This window comes from Syntrophomonas zehnderi OL-4, from assembly GCF_000983115.1.
In the GTDB taxonomy this organism is placed as follows: domain Bacteria; phylum Bacillota; class Syntrophomonadia; order Syntrophomonadales; family Syntrophomonadaceae; genus Syntrophomonas_B; species Syntrophomonas_B zehnderi.
Genome location: NZ_CGIH01000004.1, coordinates 117,351 through 136,735 on the forward strand (window position 1 = coordinate 117,351; position 19,385 = coordinate 136,735).

Annotated in this window: 18 protein-coding genes; 16 read left to right on the top strand and 2 right to left on the bottom strand. The window is 45.1% G+C overall.

Features of this window, described 5'->3' with window-relative positions:
- Positions 1-67: 67 nt before the first annotated feature.
- Positions 68-427 (bottom strand): hypothetical protein, encoded by a 360-nt coding sequence (locus AAV90_RS01045; RefSeq protein WP_046494851.1) that lies wholly within the window; start codon positions 425-427, stop codon positions 68-70.
- A 275-nt stretch (positions 428-702) separates the two neighbouring features.
- Here AAV90_RS01045 and argS point away from each other — a divergent pair, with 275 nt between their 5' ends.
- From argS to AAV90_RS01065, 4 genes are all read left to right on the top strand, one after another.
- The gene (argS, locus tag AAV90_RS01050) at positions 703-2,379 is read left to right on the top strand and encodes an arginine--tRNA ligase (RefSeq protein ID WP_046494852.1); all 1,677 of its coding nucleotides are present in this window, start codon (positions 703-705) and stop codon (positions 2,377-2,379) included.
- 10 nt (positions 2,380-2,389) lie between these two features.
- Positions 2,390-2,620, top strand: a complete 231-nt coding sequence (gene rpoE, locus AAV90_RS01055) for a DNA-directed RNA polymerase subunit delta (protein WP_046494855.1) — start codon at positions 2,390-2,392, stop codon at positions 2,618-2,620.
- Between the two features lie 17 nt (positions 2,621-2,637).
- Positions 2,638-3,273 carry an MBL fold metallo-hydrolase gene (locus AAV90_RS01060; RefSeq protein ID WP_046494856.1) on the top strand — a complete coding sequence of 212 codons (636 nt, stop codon included), beginning with the start codon at positions 2,638-2,640 and terminating at the stop codon, positions 3,271-3,273.
- Positions 3,274-3,339: 66 nt separating this feature from the next.
- Positions 3,340-4,944, top strand: a complete 1,605-nt coding sequence (locus tag AAV90_RS01065) for a CTP synthase (protein ID WP_423229768.1) — start codon at positions 3,340-3,342, stop codon at positions 4,942-4,944.
- Between the two features lie 41 nt (positions 4,945-4,985).
- Here the strand turns inward: AAV90_RS01065 and AAV90_RS01070 are convergent, their stop codons facing one another.
- Positions 4,986-6,353: an acetyl-CoA hydrolase/transferase C-terminal domain-containing protein gene (locus AAV90_RS01070; protein ID WP_046494860.1), complete on the bottom strand. Its 1,368-nt coding sequence runs from the start codon at positions 6,351-6,353 to the stop codon at positions 4,986-4,988.
- 281 nt (positions 6,354-6,634) lie between these two features.
- Here AAV90_RS01070 and AAV90_RS01075 point away from each other — a divergent pair, with 281 nt between their 5' ends.
- The 12 genes from AAV90_RS01075 to AAV90_RS01130 all read left to right on the top strand — a co-directional run bounded on the left by AAV90_RS01075 (position 6,635) and on the right by AAV90_RS01130 (position 19,371).
- The gene (locus AAV90_RS01075; protein WP_046494863.1) at positions 6,635-7,723 is read left to right on the top strand and encodes a lipid II:glycine glycyltransferase FemX; all 1,089 of its coding nucleotides are present in this window, start codon (positions 6,635-6,637) and stop codon (positions 7,721-7,723) included.
- On the top strand, positions 7,723-8,916 hold the full coding sequence (gene alr, locus AAV90_RS01080) for an alanine racemase (protein WP_046494866.1): 1,194 nt from the start codon (positions 7,723-7,725) through the stop codon (positions 8,914-8,916). Before AAV90_RS01075 ends, alr begins: the two co-directional genes overlap by 1 nt.
- 184 nt (positions 8,917-9,100) lie before the next feature.
- Complete coding sequence (locus tag AAV90_RS01085) at positions 9,101-9,472, top strand: response regulator (protein WP_046494868.1); 372 nt, start codon at positions 9,101-9,103, stop codon at positions 9,470-9,472.
- 109 nt (positions 9,473-9,581) lie between these two features.
- Positions 9,582-10,436, top strand: a complete 855-nt coding sequence (locus AAV90_RS01090) for a class II fructose-1,6-bisphosphate aldolase (protein ID WP_046494870.1) — start codon at positions 9,582-9,584, stop codon at positions 10,434-10,436.
- A gap of 42 nt (positions 10,437-10,478) precedes the next feature.
- Positions 10,479-11,135 carry a fructose-6-phosphate aldolase gene (gene fsa, locus AAV90_RS01095; RefSeq protein WP_046494872.1) on the top strand — a complete coding sequence of 219 codons (657 nt, stop codon included), beginning with the start codon at positions 10,479-10,481 and terminating at the stop codon, positions 11,133-11,135.
- 156 nt (positions 11,136-11,291) lie between these two features.
- Positions 11,292-12,287 carry a class II fructose-bisphosphatase gene (gene glpX / locus AAV90_RS01100; RefSeq protein WP_046494874.1) on the top strand — a complete coding sequence of 332 codons (996 nt, stop codon included), beginning with the start codon at positions 11,292-11,294 and terminating at the stop codon, positions 12,285-12,287.
- A gap of 555 nt (positions 12,288-12,842) precedes the next feature.
- On the top strand, positions 12,843-14,141 hold the full coding sequence (rho, locus tag AAV90_RS01105) for a transcription termination factor Rho (protein ID WP_046494876.1): 1,299 nt from the start codon (positions 12,843-12,845) through the stop codon (positions 14,139-14,141).
- A 77-nt stretch (positions 14,142-14,218) separates the two neighbouring features.
- Positions 14,219-15,070 carry a peptidoglycan DD-metalloendopeptidase family protein gene (locus AAV90_RS01110; protein WP_052729518.1) on the top strand — a complete coding sequence of 284 codons (852 nt, stop codon included), beginning with the start codon at positions 14,219-14,221 and terminating at the stop codon, positions 15,068-15,070.
- Positions 15,071-15,161: 91 nt separating this feature from the next.
- Positions 15,162-16,415 (top strand): radical SAM family protein, encoded by a 1,254-nt coding sequence (locus AAV90_RS01115; RefSeq protein WP_046494878.1) that lies wholly within the window; start codon positions 15,162-15,164, stop codon positions 16,413-16,415.
- A 164-nt stretch (positions 16,416-16,579) separates the two neighbouring features.
- Positions 16,580-17,575, top strand: a complete 996-nt coding sequence (locus AAV90_RS01120; protein WP_046494879.1) for a 3'-5' exoribonuclease YhaM family protein — start codon at positions 16,580-16,582, stop codon at positions 17,573-17,575.
- A 613-nt stretch (positions 17,576-18,188) separates the two neighbouring features.
- A complete protein-coding gene (gene rpmE / locus AAV90_RS01125) occupies positions 18,189-18,392 on the top strand; it encodes a 50S ribosomal protein L31 (RefSeq protein ID WP_046494881.1) in 204 nt (67 codons plus the stop codon).
- A gap of 67 nt (positions 18,393-18,459) precedes the next feature.
- Complete coding sequence (locus AAV90_RS01130) at positions 18,460-19,371, top strand: DUF1385 domain-containing protein (RefSeq protein ID WP_046494883.1); 912 nt, start codon at positions 18,460-18,462, stop codon at positions 19,369-19,371.
- The last annotated feature ends 14 nt before the right edge of the window (positions 19,372-19,385 follow it).

The window sequence follows — 19,385 nt, forward strand, 5'->3', positions numbered from 1 at the left end:
GCAAACAGACAGAAAATAGAATTTAAACCCTATATCTTTTTCTTTTTGTCTTTTATTTAGGGTGCTATCAGACCTGGGCACCGTTATTTTTAAGTACCTGAAGCACGCTTTCGCTTTGAGTATCATCGGTTACCAGGGCAATCATATGGGTGAAGCCGCCTGTCCCATTGTGGGCATAACCACTGACCACGGGGCTGGCAGCCAGCAGAGGGCCAAAGGAACGATAATCTTCAGGATTGTTACTGGCTGTGGTTAAGGAAGCAATGGAAGTGGGCACAGCAGTACCGCCCATGCGGGTGTAGTTGGATATCCTGTCCACCCGGGCATCGGTAATGCCCAGGGATTTTAATTGAGTAACGGCATTTAAGGCATCCGCTTCATTCGTAAAGTATGCTAGAATTGATCTTTCACCTGGTTGAAGCTGCAATTTCATACCTCCTATCGTAATAAGGTTTTATGGACGCTGCTTTTTTTGATTATCGCTAGAGTTTAATTTAGGTTTTACGCAAAACATTTTAACCATCGTAGCGAAAGCCCGGAACTAAACAGGGGAATGCCCGACAAATTGCCCCGCCAGGAGACGTTCCTTGTCCAACTACCCGGTACCAGGCAGGGGCGTTTGGATTTAAAGATCAAGTATTATTAGTATTCCCAGCTTTACGGCATAATTATAGATGTATATAAAAAATAAGGAGGACTATAATGAATCCCATCCAAGAGTTAAGAGATAAGCTGAATAACATTATTATAGAGGCCTTAAAAAAGGCCAAGGATGAGGAACTGCTACAGTTTCAGCATATCCCTGGATTTGTTATTGAAGTGCCTAAGGACAGCAACCATGGTGATTTTGCCAGCAATGTGGCTATGCTGATGGCGCGTGAAGCCCGTATGAACCCGCGCCAGATAGCGCAGATTATCTGTGACCATATGCCGGAACATACCCTGGAAATAGATAAAATCGAGGTGGCCGGAGCGGGATTTATTAATTTTTTTGTAAGCAAAAAATGGTTGTATGATATACCTGCACTGGTGAGTGCAATGGGGGATCAGTATGGAAACAATCCCCGCCTGAATAAGCAGGTTCAGGTCGAATTTGTTAGTGCCAACCCCACCGGGAATCTACACATGGGCAATGCCCGGGGGGGAGCCATCGGAGACACCCTGGCCAATGTTCTGGCCCGGGCTGGTTATGATGTCGAACGAGAATTCTATATAAATGATTGCGGAAACCAGATTGAAGTATTTGGCCAGTCACTGGAAGCCAGATATCTGCAATTAATGGGAAAGGATATCGGATTTCCCGAGAACGGATATGCTGGTCAGGATGTAGTAGATACTGTAAAAAACATTATCCGTACCCACCAGGACGGACTGCTGTCTATGGAGTCATCAGTCCGGCAAAAGACCTTGATTGATTATGCCTTGAATGAAAAAATAAAGTATATTAAGAGCACCATGGCTGATTTCGGTATCCACTATGATGTCTGGTTCAGCGAGAAAACCCTGCATGAGGCAGGTAAGGTAGAAGAAGTCGTTGACTATCTAAAAGAGCGTGGTTACATATATGAAAGCGAAGGGGCTTTATGGTTTAAGACCACGGCCTTCGGTGACGAAAAAGATGAAGTAATGATCAGGGCCAACGGTTTGCCGACTTATTTTGCAGCAGATATCGCTTATCACAAGGATAAATTTGAACGGGGTTTTGATTGGGTTATAAATGTTTGGGGAGCTGATCACCATGGACACGTAGCCCGCATGAAGGGAGCGATGCAGGCCATTGGCTATGACCCTGATCATCTGGATATTGTTCTTATGCAGCTGGTTCGCCTGTATCGGGGCGGACAGATTGTGCGTATGTCCAAAAGAACAGGTACGACTGTTTCCCTGGACGAACTGATTGAAGAAGTTGGCAAAGATGCCGCCCGTTTTTTCTTTGTAATGCGTAGTCCGGACAGCCATCTGGATTTTGACCTGGAATTAGCCAAGCAACAGAGCCAGGACAATCCGGTCTATTACGTACAATATGCCCACGCCCGTATCATGAGTATATTCCGGCAGGCCAAGGCAGCTGGAGCCGAATTAAAAAAGCCAGCGGAGGTTGACTTTTCAATCTTAGGTGCGGAGGAACTGCAGATACTAAGGAAAATCGCCGATTTTCCGGAAGAGATAGCCATTTCGGCCCGCACCCTGGCGCCCCATCGCATTGCCAGGTATGTCCTGGATTTAGCCGGGCTTTTTCATAGTTTTTATAACCATCACCGGGTTTTAAATGAAAACAAGGCTTTGCAGGACGCCCGACTGGTGTTAATGGATATCATCCGCATAACCATCAAAAATTCTCTGGATTTATTGGGTGTCAGCGCACCCGAGCAGATGTAGGAGGGATATTATGATAAAAAGGAAGAAAAGTGAGGCGGATTGGGCGGTAGAGATTTTATCCGCACACTCCGAACCACTCCATTATCAGGATTTACTAAAATCAATTGCCGGGAAAATGAATAAAAAGGATGATCCGGAAACGCTTAATTCCATTTACACCCGGATCAACCTGGACAATCGTCTGGTTTATCAGGGAGAAGGTTACTGGTATTACGATACCAGCAGGATACAAAAGGAATAAAAGGAGTATATGTAAAATTGCTTTTAAAATGGCTAGGACATGCATCTTTTGAGATAACTACTGGCAGCACCAGGATTATAACCGATCCCTTTGATGAAAAACTGGGTTACCCGCTTCTGCCCCGTGAAGCTGAGATTGTTACGGTAAGTCATCAGCATTGGGATCATAATGCAGTTAATTTTGTAGGCGGACAACCCCGGGTTATTTCTGAACCAGGCTTATACGGGGTAGGCGATGTACTGATTCAGGGATACCCTACCTTCCATGATCGACAAAAAGGGCGCGAACGCGGAAAAAATACTATTTTTAAGATTAGCGCTGAAGACCTAAACCTTCTCCATTTAGGAGATCTGGGGCATATTCTGAGCCAGGAGCAAATAAAGGAAATAGGCCCTATCGATATCCTTCTGCTGCCAGTCGGTGGAAAATATACCGTGGGATCGGATGAAGCTTTCGAAATTATGCAATTAATTAAGCCGCAGGTGGTCATCCCCATGCACTTTATGACCCCGCATCTATCTTTCGAGTTGGACCCCGTGGAGAGATTTACCTCCAAATTTGAGCGGGTACAAAAGTTACCCTACCTGGATATCAAAAAACAAGACCTTATGACAGAACCCAAGATCATTGTACTAGAATATCTTATGGGTTGACCTGTTTCAACAAAGAGGGTTAAAATTCTAAGGGATTGGCTGGATGAGTTACGGGAAAGAGAGGGACTGGCAGTGACCAAGTATATTTTCATAACCGGAGGCGTGGTTTCATCACTGGGCAAAGGAATTACAGCGGCCTCTTTGGGAAGGCTGTTAAAAAGTCGCGGACTTAGTGTTTCTCTGCAAAAGTTTGATCCTTATATTAATGTCGATCCCGGTACAATGAGCCCCTATCAACATGGTGAAGTTTATGTAACCGAAGACGGTGCGGAAACCGACCTGGATGTGGGCCACTATGAACGTTTCGTTGATCAGAATCTGAGCAAATACGCCAATGTTACCACCGGCCGTATATATCAGACGGTTCTGGATAAAGAAAGACGAGGTGACTATCTGGGTAAGACCGTGCAGGTCATTCCCCATATCACCAATGAAATAAAAGAGCGGGTCATGATGGTTGAGAAGATCAGCCCGGTCAAGCCTGAAGTAGTCATAACTGAAATTGGGGGTACGGTAGGAGATATTGAGTCCCTGCCTTTTTTAGAGGCCATACGCCAACTAAAATTTGAAATCGGGCGGGACAAGGTATTATACATTCATGTTACCTTGGTTCCTTACATAAGGGCTGCTGGAGAGTTAAAGACCAAACCCAGCCAGCACAGTGTCAAAGAATTGAGAAGCATCGGCATACAACCGGATATTTTGGTGTGCCGAACCGAAAAAGATCTGTCGGAAGATATTAAGGCCAAGCTGGCTTTGTTCTGTGATGTCGATCGTCAGGCTGTCATCCAATTAAAAGACGCCGCTTCCATATATGAGGTTCCTTTGATGCTGGCTGAAGAAGGGTTAGATTGTGAGGTCATAAAACGCCTGGGCTTAAAATGTCAGGAAGCCGATCTGGCCGAGTGGGAGGAAATGGTGCAGCGGGTCAGGGGACTCGATAAAAAAGTTACCGTAGGCCTGGTGGGAAAATATGTCGACTTGCAGGATGCTTATCTGAGTGTGGTTGAATCCTTAAATCATGCGGGATTCCAATACAACACGGAAGTTAATATCAAGTGGATAGATGCCGAAGAAATCGAAAAGGAAGGCCCCAATCGTCTCCTGCAGGATGTAAATGCCATCCTGGTACCAGGTGGCTTTGGAGAACGGGGTATTGAGGGTAAAATCGCCACAGCCGGCTACGCACGCAAGAATAAAGTGCCGTTTCTGGGAATATGTTTAGGAATGCAGTGTGCGGTTATTGAATTTGCTCGCAATGTATGCGGACTGACCGGGGCCAACAGCTCGGAATTTGATCCTGATTCGCCTCATCCGGTGGTTAATCTGATGTCTGAGCAGGAAAACATCGCCAATATGGGCGGTACCATGCGTTTAGGAGCTTATCCCTGCCGGTTGGCAGAAGGTACTGTTTCCCAGCAGGCTTACGGTCAACAGGAAATAAGTGAACGCCATCGGCATCGCTATGAAATCAACAATAATTACCGGGAAATGCTGGAAGAACATCAAATGAAGATCAGTGGGCAGTCTCCGGACGGAAAACTGGTGGAGATGATTGAATTGCCTGATCACCCTTGGTTTGTGGCTTGTCAATTCCATCCTGAATTAAAATCCCGTCCCAACCGTCCCCATCCATTGTTTTTGGGGTTAATTAAAGCGGCGCTTATATAAACAGTCCCTTGTCGATGTCTTTCGACAAGGGACTGTCCCCTTTAGAAGGGAATCCGGTTAGTGCGGGACCAGATTTTCATTTCCTGGGCCGATTTGACCAGTTCATCTCGAAAATCAGGGTGGGCAATATTTATCAGGGCTTCTGCCCGACCCCAGATGGAGAGGGCTTTCATGTTAGTCATGCCGTATTCGGTTACCAAGTATTGAACCTGGGTTCTGGGTACTGTTACGGTTGCTCCTGGGGTTAGATATGGTCTGATGCGGGAATGCAGGTTGCCCTCCTTGTCTTTGTAGGTGGAGGAAAATGCGAGGAAACTCTTGCCATTCCTGGAATGGAAAGCACCGACAACAAAATCTAGCTGGCCTCCAGTTCCGGATATCTGTCTAAGTCCGGAGCTTTCTGAACATACCTGGGAAAGCAGATCGATCTCCAGGATATTATTAATGGATACAAAATTATCGCTTAAGGCAATGCGGCTGGGATCATTGGTATAGTTCACGGTGCAGGATGCACAACGTGGATTATTATCTAAAAAATCATAGGTGGCCTGCGTACCCAGCGAGAATGAGTAGGTACTTTTATTAATATCGATAGCTTTTTTGCGGTTGGTAATTTTGCCGGTTTCATACATATTTACGTAAGCATCACAGAACATCTCGCTTTGAACCCCCAGATCTTTCAGATCGGACTCTGCAATCATATTGCCAATAAGGTTAGGCAAAGCTCCGATACCAAGCTGGATGCAGGCTCCATCAACAATCTCGGCAACGATCTGTTCAGCAATCTTTTTCTCCGCAGCCGTAGGCGCGCCTGAGGGTGGGGTACAGAAGACGGGGGTATTGGAGCCTTCGATAATGTAGTCGATCTCGCTTATATGAACGTATTCGTCATTGCCGCCCAGGCAGCGAGGCATGTTCTCGTTGACCTCGATAATAGCTATTTTAGAATTTAAGGCTAGACCGCGGTTGTGAGAATTGCCCAGTCCAAAATTAAAACATCCGGAATTATCCATGGGGGTAGCCTGACAGCACCAGAAATCAGGCCATAAGTTGGAAAAATCCGGGTTGTAAGCTAATATGGTGGCTTCATGATAATTAAAGGGATTGTGACAGCACAGCCCAAAATCACCGGCTTTACGGTCGATAGCGGTAAAATACCAGCAGAAATACTGAAAAGTAAGCTGCTGGGGATCATTCTTAATTACTTCAGGTACCGGCAAAACTGTCCCCGTGCCTCGTATGGATACATTTTCCAGGCCATCCCCGGCACGTTTGCTCAATGCCAGGTCAAAATCCACCGGTTTGGTGGCGAACATACCGTAATCAATAATGGCATTGGACTGAACCAGTTTGGCGGCTTGATCAGCAGTTATCAGTTTGCTCTTGTACTCATCCATGTAAGTACTCAATATTCTTCCTCCTCCCATTTGGTAGGCCAAAAGCCTGAATTTGCAGCAAATACTACTGTTAACTGAATATTCAAAAAAATGTTTATATATGTACAATTCGCATTAAAATTCCATATTCCTCCTTGATTGACAAAAAATCAAGCGATATTACAGGATACAAATTCTTACACAAAAATACTATTTTTTTAGCAGGCATAATGCCTTGGATGGAGAACCTATAAAAAGGATACCTGCAGAATAAAAAGGCAAGACTAGCAGAGAAAACATTTTAGGAGTTGCAAATGTATACAAGCAGAATTATCGATATTAAAGAAAAGGATCGTTACAACGATTTCGTAAAAAATCATCCCCAGGGGCATTTCCTGCAAACCTGGGAGTGGGGCGAGGTTAAAAGGGGAATGGGCTGGGAACCGCTTCCCCTGGTACTAGAAGCGGATGGAGACATCAAAGCTTCCCTGCTTATTTTAAAAAGGGCTCTTCCGCTGCCGGGGCTTAACAAATGTATTTTTTATTCTCCGCGCGGACCGGTGGTGGATGTTGATAGCCAGGAATTATGCAGTGTTTTATTTGAGGGAGCACGCCGGGTCGCTAAAGATCACGGGGCGATCTTTCTAAAGATTGATCCTGATGTGCCCTCCAGTGATGAAACGTTTGAAACGATATTAAAAACATGTGGATTTAAAAAAAATGAAACTGGTTTGGATTTTGAAGGTGTCCAGCCGGCCTTTGTTTTTCGGCTGGATATTAATCCGGATGAAGAGACGCTCTTAGCCAATATGCATTCCAAGACCCGTTATAATGTTCGTCTGGCCGGAAGGAAAGGAGTTACCGTTAGGACGGCCAATAATAAGGAAGACCTAAAGAAGTTTTATGCTTTGTTAGAAGAGACGGCAATACGGGATAAATTTCTAATCCGGGGTTATGAATATTTTGAAATGATCTGGGACAATATGGTTGAAAATGGCATGGCGGAAGTTTTTTTGGCGGAGTGGGAAGGTAAACTGGTCGCGGCCACCCTGGCATTGATACTGGGGGAGAAGGCCTGGTACCTGTACGGGGCCTCCAGCAACGAATACCGTAATGTCATGCCCAACTATCTGATCCAGTGGGAAATGATCTGCTGGGCCAAGAAACATGGTTGTACCCTGTATGATTTCCGCGGGGTTTCAGGTGATTTAGATGAAAACAACCCTCTTTATGGACTGTATAAGTTCAAAAAAGGATTTAATGGAGAATTCACAGAGTTTGTTGGGGATTGGGATACGGTTTATTCGCCTTTCTACTACTTCTTATGGACCCGGGCCCTGCCGCTATATTTACAAAGTACCCGCGCTATGCAGCGCAGAAAAAGGGGACTGGGGGAAAACTAATGGAACGGGTTTTAGGAGACAAATGGATTGAAATCGATGTAGATGCAATAAAAAACAATCTGGTGGCAGTAAATTCCCAATTAGAGGAAAAAACCCGCTTAATCGCAGTGATAAAAGCCAATGCCTATGGCCACGGCGCTGTAGAAACAGCCCGCATCCTTTATCAAAACGGGGTAGACTTTTTTGCGGTAAGCTATCTCTACGAAGCTTTGGAATTGCGCAAGGCGGGTATTCGTTCCGCGATCCTGGTTTTTAGCCCCATTATTCATGAGGATGAATTAAAAGAAGCCATCAGTCAGCACATTACCATTACCATCGCCTCTTACGCTGACTGGAAATTATTGGAGTACGTTTCATACGGCTTTAATAATTATATCCGGGTTCACCTAAAGTTGGATACTGGATTGGGTCGTTTTGGATTAACCGGAGAGGAAGCATTGGCTTTGACCCAGGAAATAAAAGACCATCCCCACGTTCACCTGGAAGGGATCTATACCCATATGGCAGAGGCAGCTTCCAACCCAGCCTATACTGAGAAGCAGTTTGCCAGTTTCATGAAAACCATTCACCGGTTGGAGGATGCGGGTATTAAAATTCCGGTAAAACATTGTGCCAATAGTGCTGTTTTTCTTAAATATCCACATATGCATTTAGATGGGGTCAGATTAGGCACCTTGCTGTCCGGTCAATATCCGGCCGGCAAGTTTGATCAGGTTCTTGATCTTAAGGATCCTTATTGTTTTAAAAGCCGGGTTATATCAGTTCGTTCCTTAAAAAAGGGTAGTTATCTGGGATACTATCGCAGCTACCGGCTGCGCCAGGACGCACAGATAGCTGTAATACCGGTAGGGTTTAGTGATGGCCTGGCGCTTGAAGTAGCCAACAAGCCGGCGGGTTTTTGGGACATGCTCAAATCGATGGCTAAAATAATGCTTATGTATTTTAATGTGCCGCGCTTTAGCCTGCATCTGATACTAAACGGGGTCGCTTGCCCTGTAAGAGGAAAGGTTTTTATGCAAATGGCGCTGCTGGAAATACCTTCTGGATACGATGTGAATATTGGTGATGAAGTTGAACTTCCCGTGCGCAAAACACTAGCCTCACGCAGTATTACCCGGGTTTATACCCAGAGGGGAAAAGCCGGTAAGATATCTTGTCAGGAAGGCACAAACTATACGGTTGACGAAATGTAATTGATTTTGCAAAAAAGAAAACCAATATATGGGGCCTGCGGTCATGGGGCAAAATAATAGAAAATGCGATCGTCATTTGCAAAATAAAAAATATATTTTTTTAAATAATCCAAATTATTCGACAAGAATATGGCTGTATACTGCTTCAGATTGAACTATACTATATTCGGGGGGGGATATGGTTATGACAGGGAAGATCCTGATTGTTGATGATCAGAAGGGTGTCAGAAGACTTTTGGAAGAACTGTTTAAAAAAGAAGGCTGGGAAGTAAACATGGCCATGGACGGCAAAGATGCCATAGAAAAAGTTGAAGAAAAACAGCCGGATATTATTTTAATGGATGTTAAAATGCCCAATATGAATGGACTGGAAGCATCTCAGGTCATCCTGGAGAAACATGGAAACATCCCTATCATAATGATGACGGCATACGGAGAAATAGAGGTTGTTAAAAAAGCTCTGGATGCTGGAGTAAAAAAATGTATAACCAAGCCATTTGATATAATGGTTTTACGGGATATGGTAAACAGTATTTTTAATGAACAAACAGCATAATAATTAATTAAATAATCATGGGCAAGCTGTAATTATTATTAGAATTTGAGTATATAGACTGCCATTCTTTTAGCTATTAGCTATTTAATTATACAAAGGAGATGTTATTGTGGCACTTGTTTCAGTTACAGAACTATTGCTCAAAGCAGATCGGGAAGGATATGCAGTTGGCGCATTTAACGCCAACAACATGGAAATTGTGCAGGCGATTGCCCAGGCGGCAGCTATGGAAAACGCGCCGGTAATCATGCAGGCCAGCCAGGGAGCTATCAAATATGCCGGTTTGGATTATATTACCGGCATGGTAAAAATGGCTGCAGATGAATATAAGGTGCCGATTGCACTGCACCTTGATCATGGAACTGATTTTGACCAGGTGGTAAAATGTATTAGAAGCGGCTTCAGTTCGGTTATGTACGATGGTTCCAAATTGACGCTTAAGGAAAATATCGCCATGACTAACAAGGTTTTAGACATGGCCAGGCCGATTGGGGTATCAGTTGAGGCAGAACTGGGCAAAATAGGAGGAACCGAGGATCATGTACATGTAGATGCGAAAGATGCCATGTATACCGACCCCGAGGAAGCCAGAATATTTGTTGAGGAGACAGGTGTGGAAAGTTTGGCTATTGCCATAGGTACAGCCCATGGCCAGTACAAAGGAGAACCACATCTGGATTTTGAACGTCTGGAAAAAATAAAGCAGCTGGTCAAAATCCCGATTGTATTGCACGGTTCCTCAGGAGTTCCGGATAATGCTATACAAAAGGCAATTAAGTTAGGGGTTTGCAAGGTTAATATTGATACCAACATCAGAGAAGCCTTTGTATGGGAAATGAGAAAGATTATAAACGATAATCCTGATGAAATAGATCCCCGCAAAATACTTGGGCCGGCTCGGGAAGCTGCGGTAGATATCATCCGTCAAAAAATCCGCCTTTTTGGCAGTTCCAACAAGGCTTAAGGAGACAGAGAAACTGGCTCAATAATAAGGGGGTAATCTTTTTTGCGAATTTTTATTGACTCTGCTAATATAGAGGAGATAAGGGATATTAACAGTATGGGTTTTCTGGCCGGGGTTACGACTAACCCCAGCCTGGTAGCCAAGGAAAAACGAGATTACCATGAGGTTCTAAAAGAGATCTGCTCCATTGTGGATGGACCGATAAGTGCGGAGGTAATTGCCCAGGATTATAAAGGTATGCTCGCCGAGGCAGAGATCCTGGCAGCGATACATCCTAATGTGGTCATTAAGATAGCACTGACTGAAGAGGGTTTAAAGGTTATCAAAAAGCTCCATGAGAAAGGGATCAAGACGAACGCCACGCTGGTGTTTTCAGCCAACCAGGCGTTGTTGGCGGCTCGGGCCGGTGCCAGTTTTGTTAGCCCCTTCCTGGGAAGGGTTGATGACAACGGTAATGACGGCCTGATTCTGCTAGAAGATATCATGACCATTTTTAATCAGTATATGCTGGATACTGAAGTTATAGCCGCCAGTATAAGGCACCCCATGCATGTTCTCCAATCTGCTAAAATCGGCTCCCATATCGCTACCGTACCTTATAATGTAATTAAACAGATGATTAAGCATCCTTTAACAGATGCGGGTATTGACAAGTTTTTAAATGACTGGGAACAGGCATTTCCCGGCACGCAACAGTAGGCAGATAAGAATACCAAAAAAACGAAATGATGCCCCGCCGGAGCCATTTCTTGCTCTCCAACATTGGAGCGGCGGGTAGCGTCAGACAGGCAGTCGTATTAAACATAATGGAAACGTATTTTTGGTGCGTCCCCATAGAATTGGAGGGTTTTGGTTTTGGAGAGAGAACTGGCCTTGGAATTTGCCAGAGTGACAGAAGCTGCAGCTTTATCAGCCGCCCGCTGGGTTGGCCTGGGTGACAAGGAGGCGGCCGATGACGCGGCGGTTACGGCCATGCGGGTGATGTTTGACACCGTTTCCATTGACGGTGTTGTAGTGATAGGAGAAGGCGAACTGGACGAGGCCCCCATGTTATATATCGGTGAAAGGTTAGGTTTGGGGGTACCGCCCCAGGTTGATATTGCAGTCGATCCTCTGGAAGGAACGAATATTGTGGCGAAAGGGCTTACCGGGGCTATCTCCGTACTGGCTTCGGCTCCGCGGGGAACCTTGTTACATGCTCCAGACATGTATATGGATAAAATAGCCGTGGGTCCGGAATGTAAAGGCAGGGTTTTCCTGGATGCTCCCGTTAAGGAGAACCTGCGCCAGGTAGCCAAGGCCTTGGATAAATCGGTTCATGAAGTTACGGCGGTGGTATTGGATCGGGAACGCCATCAGGAAATTATAGAGGATATCAGGAGCGTAGGCGCGCGTATCAAGTTGATTTCCGATGGGGACGTATCCCCGGCTGTCGCTGCTGCTTATGAAGATTCGGGGGTGGATATTTTATTGGGAATCGGGGGAGCGCCGGAAGGGGTTATTACGGCCGCCGCTCTTAAATGTCTGGGTGGGGACTTTCAGGCTCGTTTATGCCCGGGATCCGATGAGGAAATCAGGCGCTGCCATAAAATGGGTATAAAAGACACCAGCCAACTTTTTGCGATTGACGAGCTGGTTAAATCGGATGATGTTATTTTCGTAGCGACCGGTATCACTGATTCCTTTTTGCTCAAAGGGGTTACCTATTTGAAGGGAAGGGCTATTACCCGCACCCTTGTAATGAGGAGCACCTCCGGTACCATACGCTTAATAGAAGCCAATCATAATCTTAACAAAAAACCATTATTTAAGGACAAACGCATAAAAATGATTATGACTGAAAATCCTTAAATTGGAAAATATAACGCGGATTTACGCGGTTTTTTTAGATATTATTCAACCACCGTAGCGGATGCTTTAGCTTCCGCGGGCAAGCCAAGCTGCTCCAGCCATTACTGTAGGGGAAGCTTTAGCGTCTCAGGCGGAAACTGAAGTTTCCGCTACCAGGGTTGGTTACTAAAGTATCCGCCACCCGTAATATCGCAACCATTTCACACGTGGTTGTGGTCGCACTAAACTTGAGTGCCGACCAGGGACAGTTATTTTCAAAAAGACTGATTTTGTAAAATCCTCAATTTCAACTCATATCTGTTTACGAATTCTAACAAAGGCAAGAATATATACGCAGAGTATAATTTGTGTCGTATAATCCTGCCCTGTGAGTCTTTTAACAGATCTTCTGAATTTTATTTCCTGATTAATTTCTAAGAAAGGCAAGCGAGTCGGCAAACAGAAAAAGAACTCACCTGTTTCCTGCTGCCAGGTAATAAAGAAAGACGGGCTTGTAACGGCCTGCCCTAAAAAAATCCACTATTAGAATAACTTGAAAATCGAGAGGAGGAAAAAATGAAAGTAAATATCTCAGAGTTAGAGAACAAAACGATGTTGGAACTATACCAGATTGCTAAAGATGTGAATCTGGCTGGTTACTCCAAATTGCGCAAGAAGGAATTGGTGTTTGAGATAACCAAATCCCTTACCCATTCCAATGAATTGCTGCAGGCTTCCGGGGTATTAGAGATTATGCCGGATGGCTATGGTTTTTTGCGCCCTTTTGCGTATGTTCCCAGCCATGAAGACATCTATGTTTCTCCATCGCAGATCAAGAAATTTGACCTGCGCACCGGAGACAGGGTAGGCGGTCAAGTAAGGCCACCCAAAGATAATGAAAGATTCTTTGCCCTTTTAAAAGTAGAGGAAGTTAATTCCTTGCCCCCGAATGAAGCCAGTACAAGAATCCACTTTGATGCTCTAACCCCCTTGTACCCTACCGAAAGATTGACCCTGTCAACAGTATCCAGCGAAATGTCTACCCGGCTAATTGATCTGGTAGCACCAATCGGCAAGGGACAGCGGGGATTGATTGTAGCACCTCCCAAGGCCGGTAAAACTATGCTTTTGCAAAAAATGGCGCAAGGGATAACCAAAAATCATCCGGAGGTGGAATTATTTATCCTGCTGGTAGACGAAAGACCGGAAGAAGTTACAGATATGCAGCGCTCTACCCAGGCAGAGGTAGTGGCTTCAACGTTTGACGAACCGCCGGAAAATCACGTGAAAATAACTGATATGGTTTTGGAAAGGGCCAAGCGCCTGGTCGAACATAAAAAGGATGTCGTAATACTAATGGACAGCATTACCCGACTGGCCAGGGCTCATAACCTGATTATTCCGCCGAGCGGCCGCACTCTGTCAGGCGGAATTGATCCGGCGTCTCTGCATAAGCCTAAAAGGTTTTTCGGTGCGGCCCGCAACATTGAAGACGGCGGCAGTCTGACTATCATAGCTACTGCGCTGGTTGAAACCGGTTCACGTATGGATGATGTCATTTTTGAAGAATTCAAAGGAACCGGCAATATGGAACTGGTATTGGATCGAAAACTATCGGAGCGCAGAATCTTCCCGGCCATTGATTTAAAGAAATCGGGTACGCGCAAAGAAGAATTGCTCTTTAATTCCGAAGAAATGGAATTGATGTGGAATCTACGCAATACCTTCAGCGAATATAATTCGGTTGAGACGATGCAGATGATGATTGATACCATCAAAAAAACCAAGTCCAATGAAGATCTTTTGAGGGCGGCTCCTATAATATTCGGCAAAAAAGACTATTCCCGCAAGGCTTTTAACCGGCAATACGAATAATTTGCGCTATTTCTGTCAAGAATAAGAGCACTAAGCTTTTAGCTTTTTGCTCAAGGCAGAAATAGAGGTGAAATTATTTGCATAAAAGATGGATAGGTACACTGCTTGTGTGCATTGTTTTGCTGTCCACATGTGTCCGCCCATCTGCAGCTCGCTTAAGTGAAAGCCTTTTTGGTTTTTCGCCTTTGACCGCCACCGGGTCTGGCGTTAATATCAGAATGTATACGGTTGAGCCAGGGGATAACCTCTGGGACATAGCCAGACGTAACCGGGTTAGTCTACAGACTTTAATGACCATGAACAAGTTAAATAAGAATAGTATTCTAAATATTGGTGATAAGCTGAAGATCCCTTCCGGAAATGTACGGGTTCATGTGGTAAGCTCGGGGGAAACCATGTGGAGTATTGCGGATCGTTATCATGTAACGGTAGCAGCGATTCAATACGCTAATACGGATAAAGAACCCGATCGTTTAAAGATCGGGGATCGCTTGCACATCCCTTCCACCCGAATGGAGCTGGCGAACGCCTTTCAACCTGCCCGCGGAATATCAACGGGCGGAATGCTGGCCTGGCCGGTCAGCGGAACCATTACCTCTCCTTTTGGCTGGCGCCAATCAGGATTTCATCACGGAGTGGATATTGCCAACAAGATGGGTACGCCCATCAAGTCAGCTGCCGCAGGCACAGTAATCTTTGTGGGCTGGAAAGACGTCTATGGGCGAACGGTGATTATTGAACACCCGGATGGCAAGCGGACACTATATGCCCATGCCCAGAAAATCCTGGTTGGGGATCAGCAGAAGGTAAGTAGAGGGCAAACGATTGCAACTATCGGGGTAAGCGGTAGAACTACCGGCCCCCATCTGCACTTTGAGGTAAAGATAGGTGACAAGGCATACGATCCCTTACGCTACTTAAGCCACTAAAAAAAGCCCTGCGGGGCTTTTTTTATGCCCTCAAATACGATAGTCTATAGCTAGAAAGCCAAGCAAGTGACACGGGAAACGAGGTTGTGTGATGTTTTTAACTGTTTATGCCAACCCCCAAGGGGAGGTTTTGGAGCATCCTGGTATGGTCATGCTGGGGCGCAGCGGCATGGATTGGGTGGTGCCGGAGAAGGAAGAGATGATTTTGCTGCCTAAGGGCGCTTCTTTGGTGTCAATTCCGGCTTATTTACCGGTGGGTTTAGAGGGCGGTGAACATGTGAACTGCTTAGAGCGGGAACCGGGTAATGGTTCCAGTCCGGTGGTGGCGGTGGCAGCCCTTTTACCGCAGGGGTTTACCCGTACACTTTTGCCTGCTTGTGTAAGTCCGGGAAAAGATGAGGTTTTACCCCTTTTGGGTTATGCGGCGGTAGGACTTTTAAATGACGAGCTTTGGGTGGCTGCAGTACAGAGCGATGAACATCGCAAGTGGCATCCTCGTTATTATAATACAGCCGGTTTGCCGGGCAGGATTAACGGCTTACTGAAAAAGTATCCTGATAACCGAATTTTGAGGCAGTTAGCCCGCTGCTCACTGCAATATAGCTGTTATACCGCCCAGAATTTGTTTTACGGCCGCTGGGAAGCGGGGATACCAACCATGGCTGCCTGTAATGCCGATTGTATAGGTTGTATTTCTGAAAGCCACTTGGATATTGATTCACCACAAAACCGCCTGGATTTTAACCCCAGTGTACAGGAGATTTACGAATTGGCGCTGGAGCACTTAATCCACGCCCGGGAAGGCATTATAAGCTTCGGGCAGGGATGTGAAGGAGAACCATCTTTAAATGCCGACAAACTTTCCCGGGCGATACGGAAAGTTCGGGCTCAAACCGAACGAGGTACTATAAATATGAACAGCAATGCAGGTTATACCGAGGGTATTAAAAAAATGTGCGCAGCCGGCCTGGATTCCCTGCGGGTGACCTTATTTTCCTGCCAGGAGAAAAACTACGATATATATCACCGCCCCCAAAACTATTCTCTGCAGGATGTATTAGATTCTATTAGTTTTGCCCATGATTATGGGGTGCAGGTTTCATTAAATTTGTTAACCTTTCCCGGCTTTACTGACCGCGAAGATGAAATAGAAGCCCTGCTGGAATTATTAATAAGAAAACAGGTAGACATGGTGCAATTTAGAAATCTAAATATTGATCCGCGTGAGTTACTGGCCCGTGTGCCGGCCGGCGGCGAAGCCCTGGGGATTAAGAATTTTATTGACATCCTACAGTCAGAGATCCCGGGGCTGAAAATAGGATCATATAGTCACCCGGTGCGCTAAAGGGTATAATTGCATACAGGTAATAGTAATGTGATTTTTTTAAGACTCCATCTACGGCGTATTGCCGCTTACAATTCTAGCTAAAACCACCAGGTGCAAATACAGCTCCTGGAGTTTTTTATATATCTGATACAGCAGATTAAACAAACGAGGAGCGAAAAAATTTGGAGAGTAACAAAAAATTATTGACGGTGCAGGAAATACGGGCCAGCGACCAGGGACAGCAGGTAGCCGGCAAGTTTTTGATTTTGGATAAAGTCTACCGCAAAACAAAAGACGGCAAAGATATGCATAACCTTAAGCTGGGTGACAGCAGCGGAGAAATAGATGCCGTGGTCTGGGAAAACTGTAAGCTGACCGGAAGTTTGGAGAATGGTGCAGTGATTGGGATTCTGGGGGACATAGGCAATTTTGCTGGCAAAACCCAGATAACCGCCAAAATTATTAAAGTGTTGGCCGAGGAAGACCCGCACCTTTATCTTAAACAGGTAGAAAACCGGGATGAACTAATAGAACGCTTTGAAAGATTTTTAAAAATGCCTGAAGATCCTTATATCAGTATGCTGATCCAGGAGGTTTTTAGTAAAGACATTAAGGAAAAGTTCTTCCACACCCCGGCCGCTAAACGTATTCACCATAATTATCCGGGAGGACTGCTGGAACATACCGTAATGGTTGCAGATTTATGCTTAAAGGCCGCCGATGCTTATCCTGAACTGAACCGAGACCTTTTGCTGTGTGGTGCTCTGCTGCATGATTTGGCCAAGGTGGACGAGTATCAAAACGGTATAACTCCGCAGTATACCGTGGAAGGCAAATTACTAGGGCATATAGTTATGGGCAGCGAAATGATAAGCCATTCCATTACCAATCTGCGTTCAGAGGGCTTGGATTTCCCGCAGCGACTGGAGTGGATGATTAAACATATGTTATTAAGTCACCATGGCAGTCTGGAATTCGGTTCGCCGGTGATTCCCCTTTTTCCGGAGGCATTTGTGCTGCATGTAATGGATAACCTGGATGCCAAAATGTATGTTTTTCAGGCCAAGATTCAAGATAAGGACGGCGAGGAGGAACACTTCACAAATTACGACAGCTTTTTTGCCCAGCAATTCTTTACTTACCGCTATCAGTATACCGACGATGAACAGAAGGATTAATTATAAAAAGGCGCGGATAAAGCGGCTACCTAACTTTGAAAGAAGTTTATCAGTAGTGCCCACAGGGTGGTTTAGGCGGTTTTAGCATGGCGGAAGGCCCCTATATAATCTCGAATCGGACTTTTAGTTAACAGTTCGCTATCTACAACGTCATCGCATAGCTTAAAAACCCAGTTAATTTGGACTAGGGGATATTGCCGAAATAAGTATAGAGGAAGCTTTAGCTTCCCCGGGGCAAGCAGGGCTTTTCTATCGGTATAACGTATTATTTTAAAAGTGATCGAGTCCCGTGCGATCGCGTTGCAAGTTTTATTTGTTTTTTTGCCGTATTATTGATATAATATTTTTCGTTGCAGTTTAGTCTATTAAGGAATATAATTATTTTCTAAAGTATTATTAATCCATGAAAATGGCAGCGTGATAATGCCAACGCGGATAATTTAGAGGTTGCCCCTACGAGGAAGGTAGATTACGATTCACGCTAATTTCTTTTTCTTAGCTACTATCAGCGGGAATTAGTACCCTTCTGGGTCAAAAAACTGTGTAAATCAATGTTATCCGCGTCTATTAAAAATCTATTTTCATACTAATATACCGAAACGAGGTGAGTACTTTGAAAAAGAACATACATCCCCAATATGTTACCACCACAGCCAGATGTGCTTGCGGCAACGAGATCGAAATAGGTTCCACCAAAGAAAATATAAAAGTGGAAATATGCTCCAAATGCCATCCCTTCTACACTGGTGACAACCGCAGAATCGTTGATACAACGGGCAGAGTAGAAAGATTCAAGAAAAAGTACGGTTTAAACTAGCATTAGCAGGGCATTGTTCCTGCTTTTTTCTTTAACCCCAAAAAGGTTTACAGAACGGGAGATTCCTATGAAAAAAGACTTTCAATATGGCGGCATGGCAGTTATAGAGGGAGTAATGATGCGTGGACCCCAGGAATCAGCCTTGGCTGTTCGCAAACCGGATGGAAGCATAGAACTGGAGAAGGAATCCAACCGCGACCTGGGCAAACGATACCCTATCCTGAAATGGCCTTTAATCAGGGGTAGCTATGTACTGATTGATTCTATGGCCATAGGAATCCGCATGCTCAACAAATCAGCCAATATGTCCTTAGATGAAGAGGAAGAAGAATTATCGGCCCGGGAGATTTTTTTTACCGTTCTTTTGGCTTTCGCATTGGCGGTACTCCTTTTTGTGGCTTTGCCAACCGGAATCGTCCATTTTGCCAGGCAATATTTGGGCGGAGTAGTTTTTCAAAACATCGTTGAAGGCATCATCAGGATCATATTTTTCCTGTTGTATGTATATGCTATTTCCAAGATGGATGAGATTGACCGTGTCTTTATGTACCATGGTGCCGAACACAAATTAATCCATACCCTGGAAGCCGGAGAAGAACTGACGGTTGAAAACGCCCGCCGCCATACGACCTTGCATCCCCGCTGCGGAACTAGTTTTCTGCTGATCGTAATGGTTATTTCTATATTGGTTTTTGCTATGTTAGGCGAGGGAAGTCTATTTTACCGGGTTTGGTCTCGCTTGGCGGTATTTCCTGTCGTAGCCGGTTTAGGTTATGAATTTATAAAATTCTCCGGCAAATATTACCGCAAAACTTGGGCACGATGGATGATTGCGCCCGGCTTAGCTTTACAGAAAATGACCACCCGGGAACCTGATGACGAACAATTAGAAGTGGCCCTTAAGGCCCTTAAAGCTGTGTTATACAGTGAAGCCGCCGTATCCCTTAAGGATGCGCCGCTGTCAGGACATACAGCTTAAGGCGGTAACTCATA

Excerpts from the sequence above, each read along its gene's own strand:
- argS (WP_046494852.1), top strand. The coding sequence starts at position 703 with ATGAATCCCATCCAAGAGTTAAGAGATAAGCTGAATAACATTATTATA.
- rpoE (WP_046494855.1), top strand. The coding sequence starts at position 2,390 with ATGATAAAAAGGAAGAAAAGTGAGGCGGATTGGGCGGTAGAGATTTTA.
- AAV90_RS01075 (WP_046494863.1), top strand. The coding sequence starts at position 6,635 with ATGTATACAAGCAGAATTATCGATATTAAAGAAAAGGATCGTTACAAC.
- alr (WP_046494866.1), top strand. The coding sequence starts at position 7,723 with ATGGAACGGGTTTTAGGAGACAAATGGATTGAAATCGATGTAGATGCA.
- AAV90_RS01085 (WP_046494868.1), top strand. The coding sequence starts at position 9,101 with ATGACAGGGAAGATCCTGATTGTTGATGATCAGAAGGGTGTCAGAAGA.
- rho (WP_046494876.1), top strand. The coding sequence starts at position 12,843 with ATGAAAGTAAATATCTCAGAGTTAGAGAACAAAACGATGTTGGAACTA.
- AAV90_RS01115 (WP_046494878.1), top strand. The coding sequence starts at position 15,162 with ATGTTTTTAACTGTTTATGCCAACCCCCAAGGGGAGGTTTTGGAGCAT.
- AAV90_RS01130 (WP_046494883.1), top strand. The coding sequence starts at position 18,460 with ATGAAAAAAGACTTTCAATATGGCGGCATGGCAGTTATAGAGGGAGTA.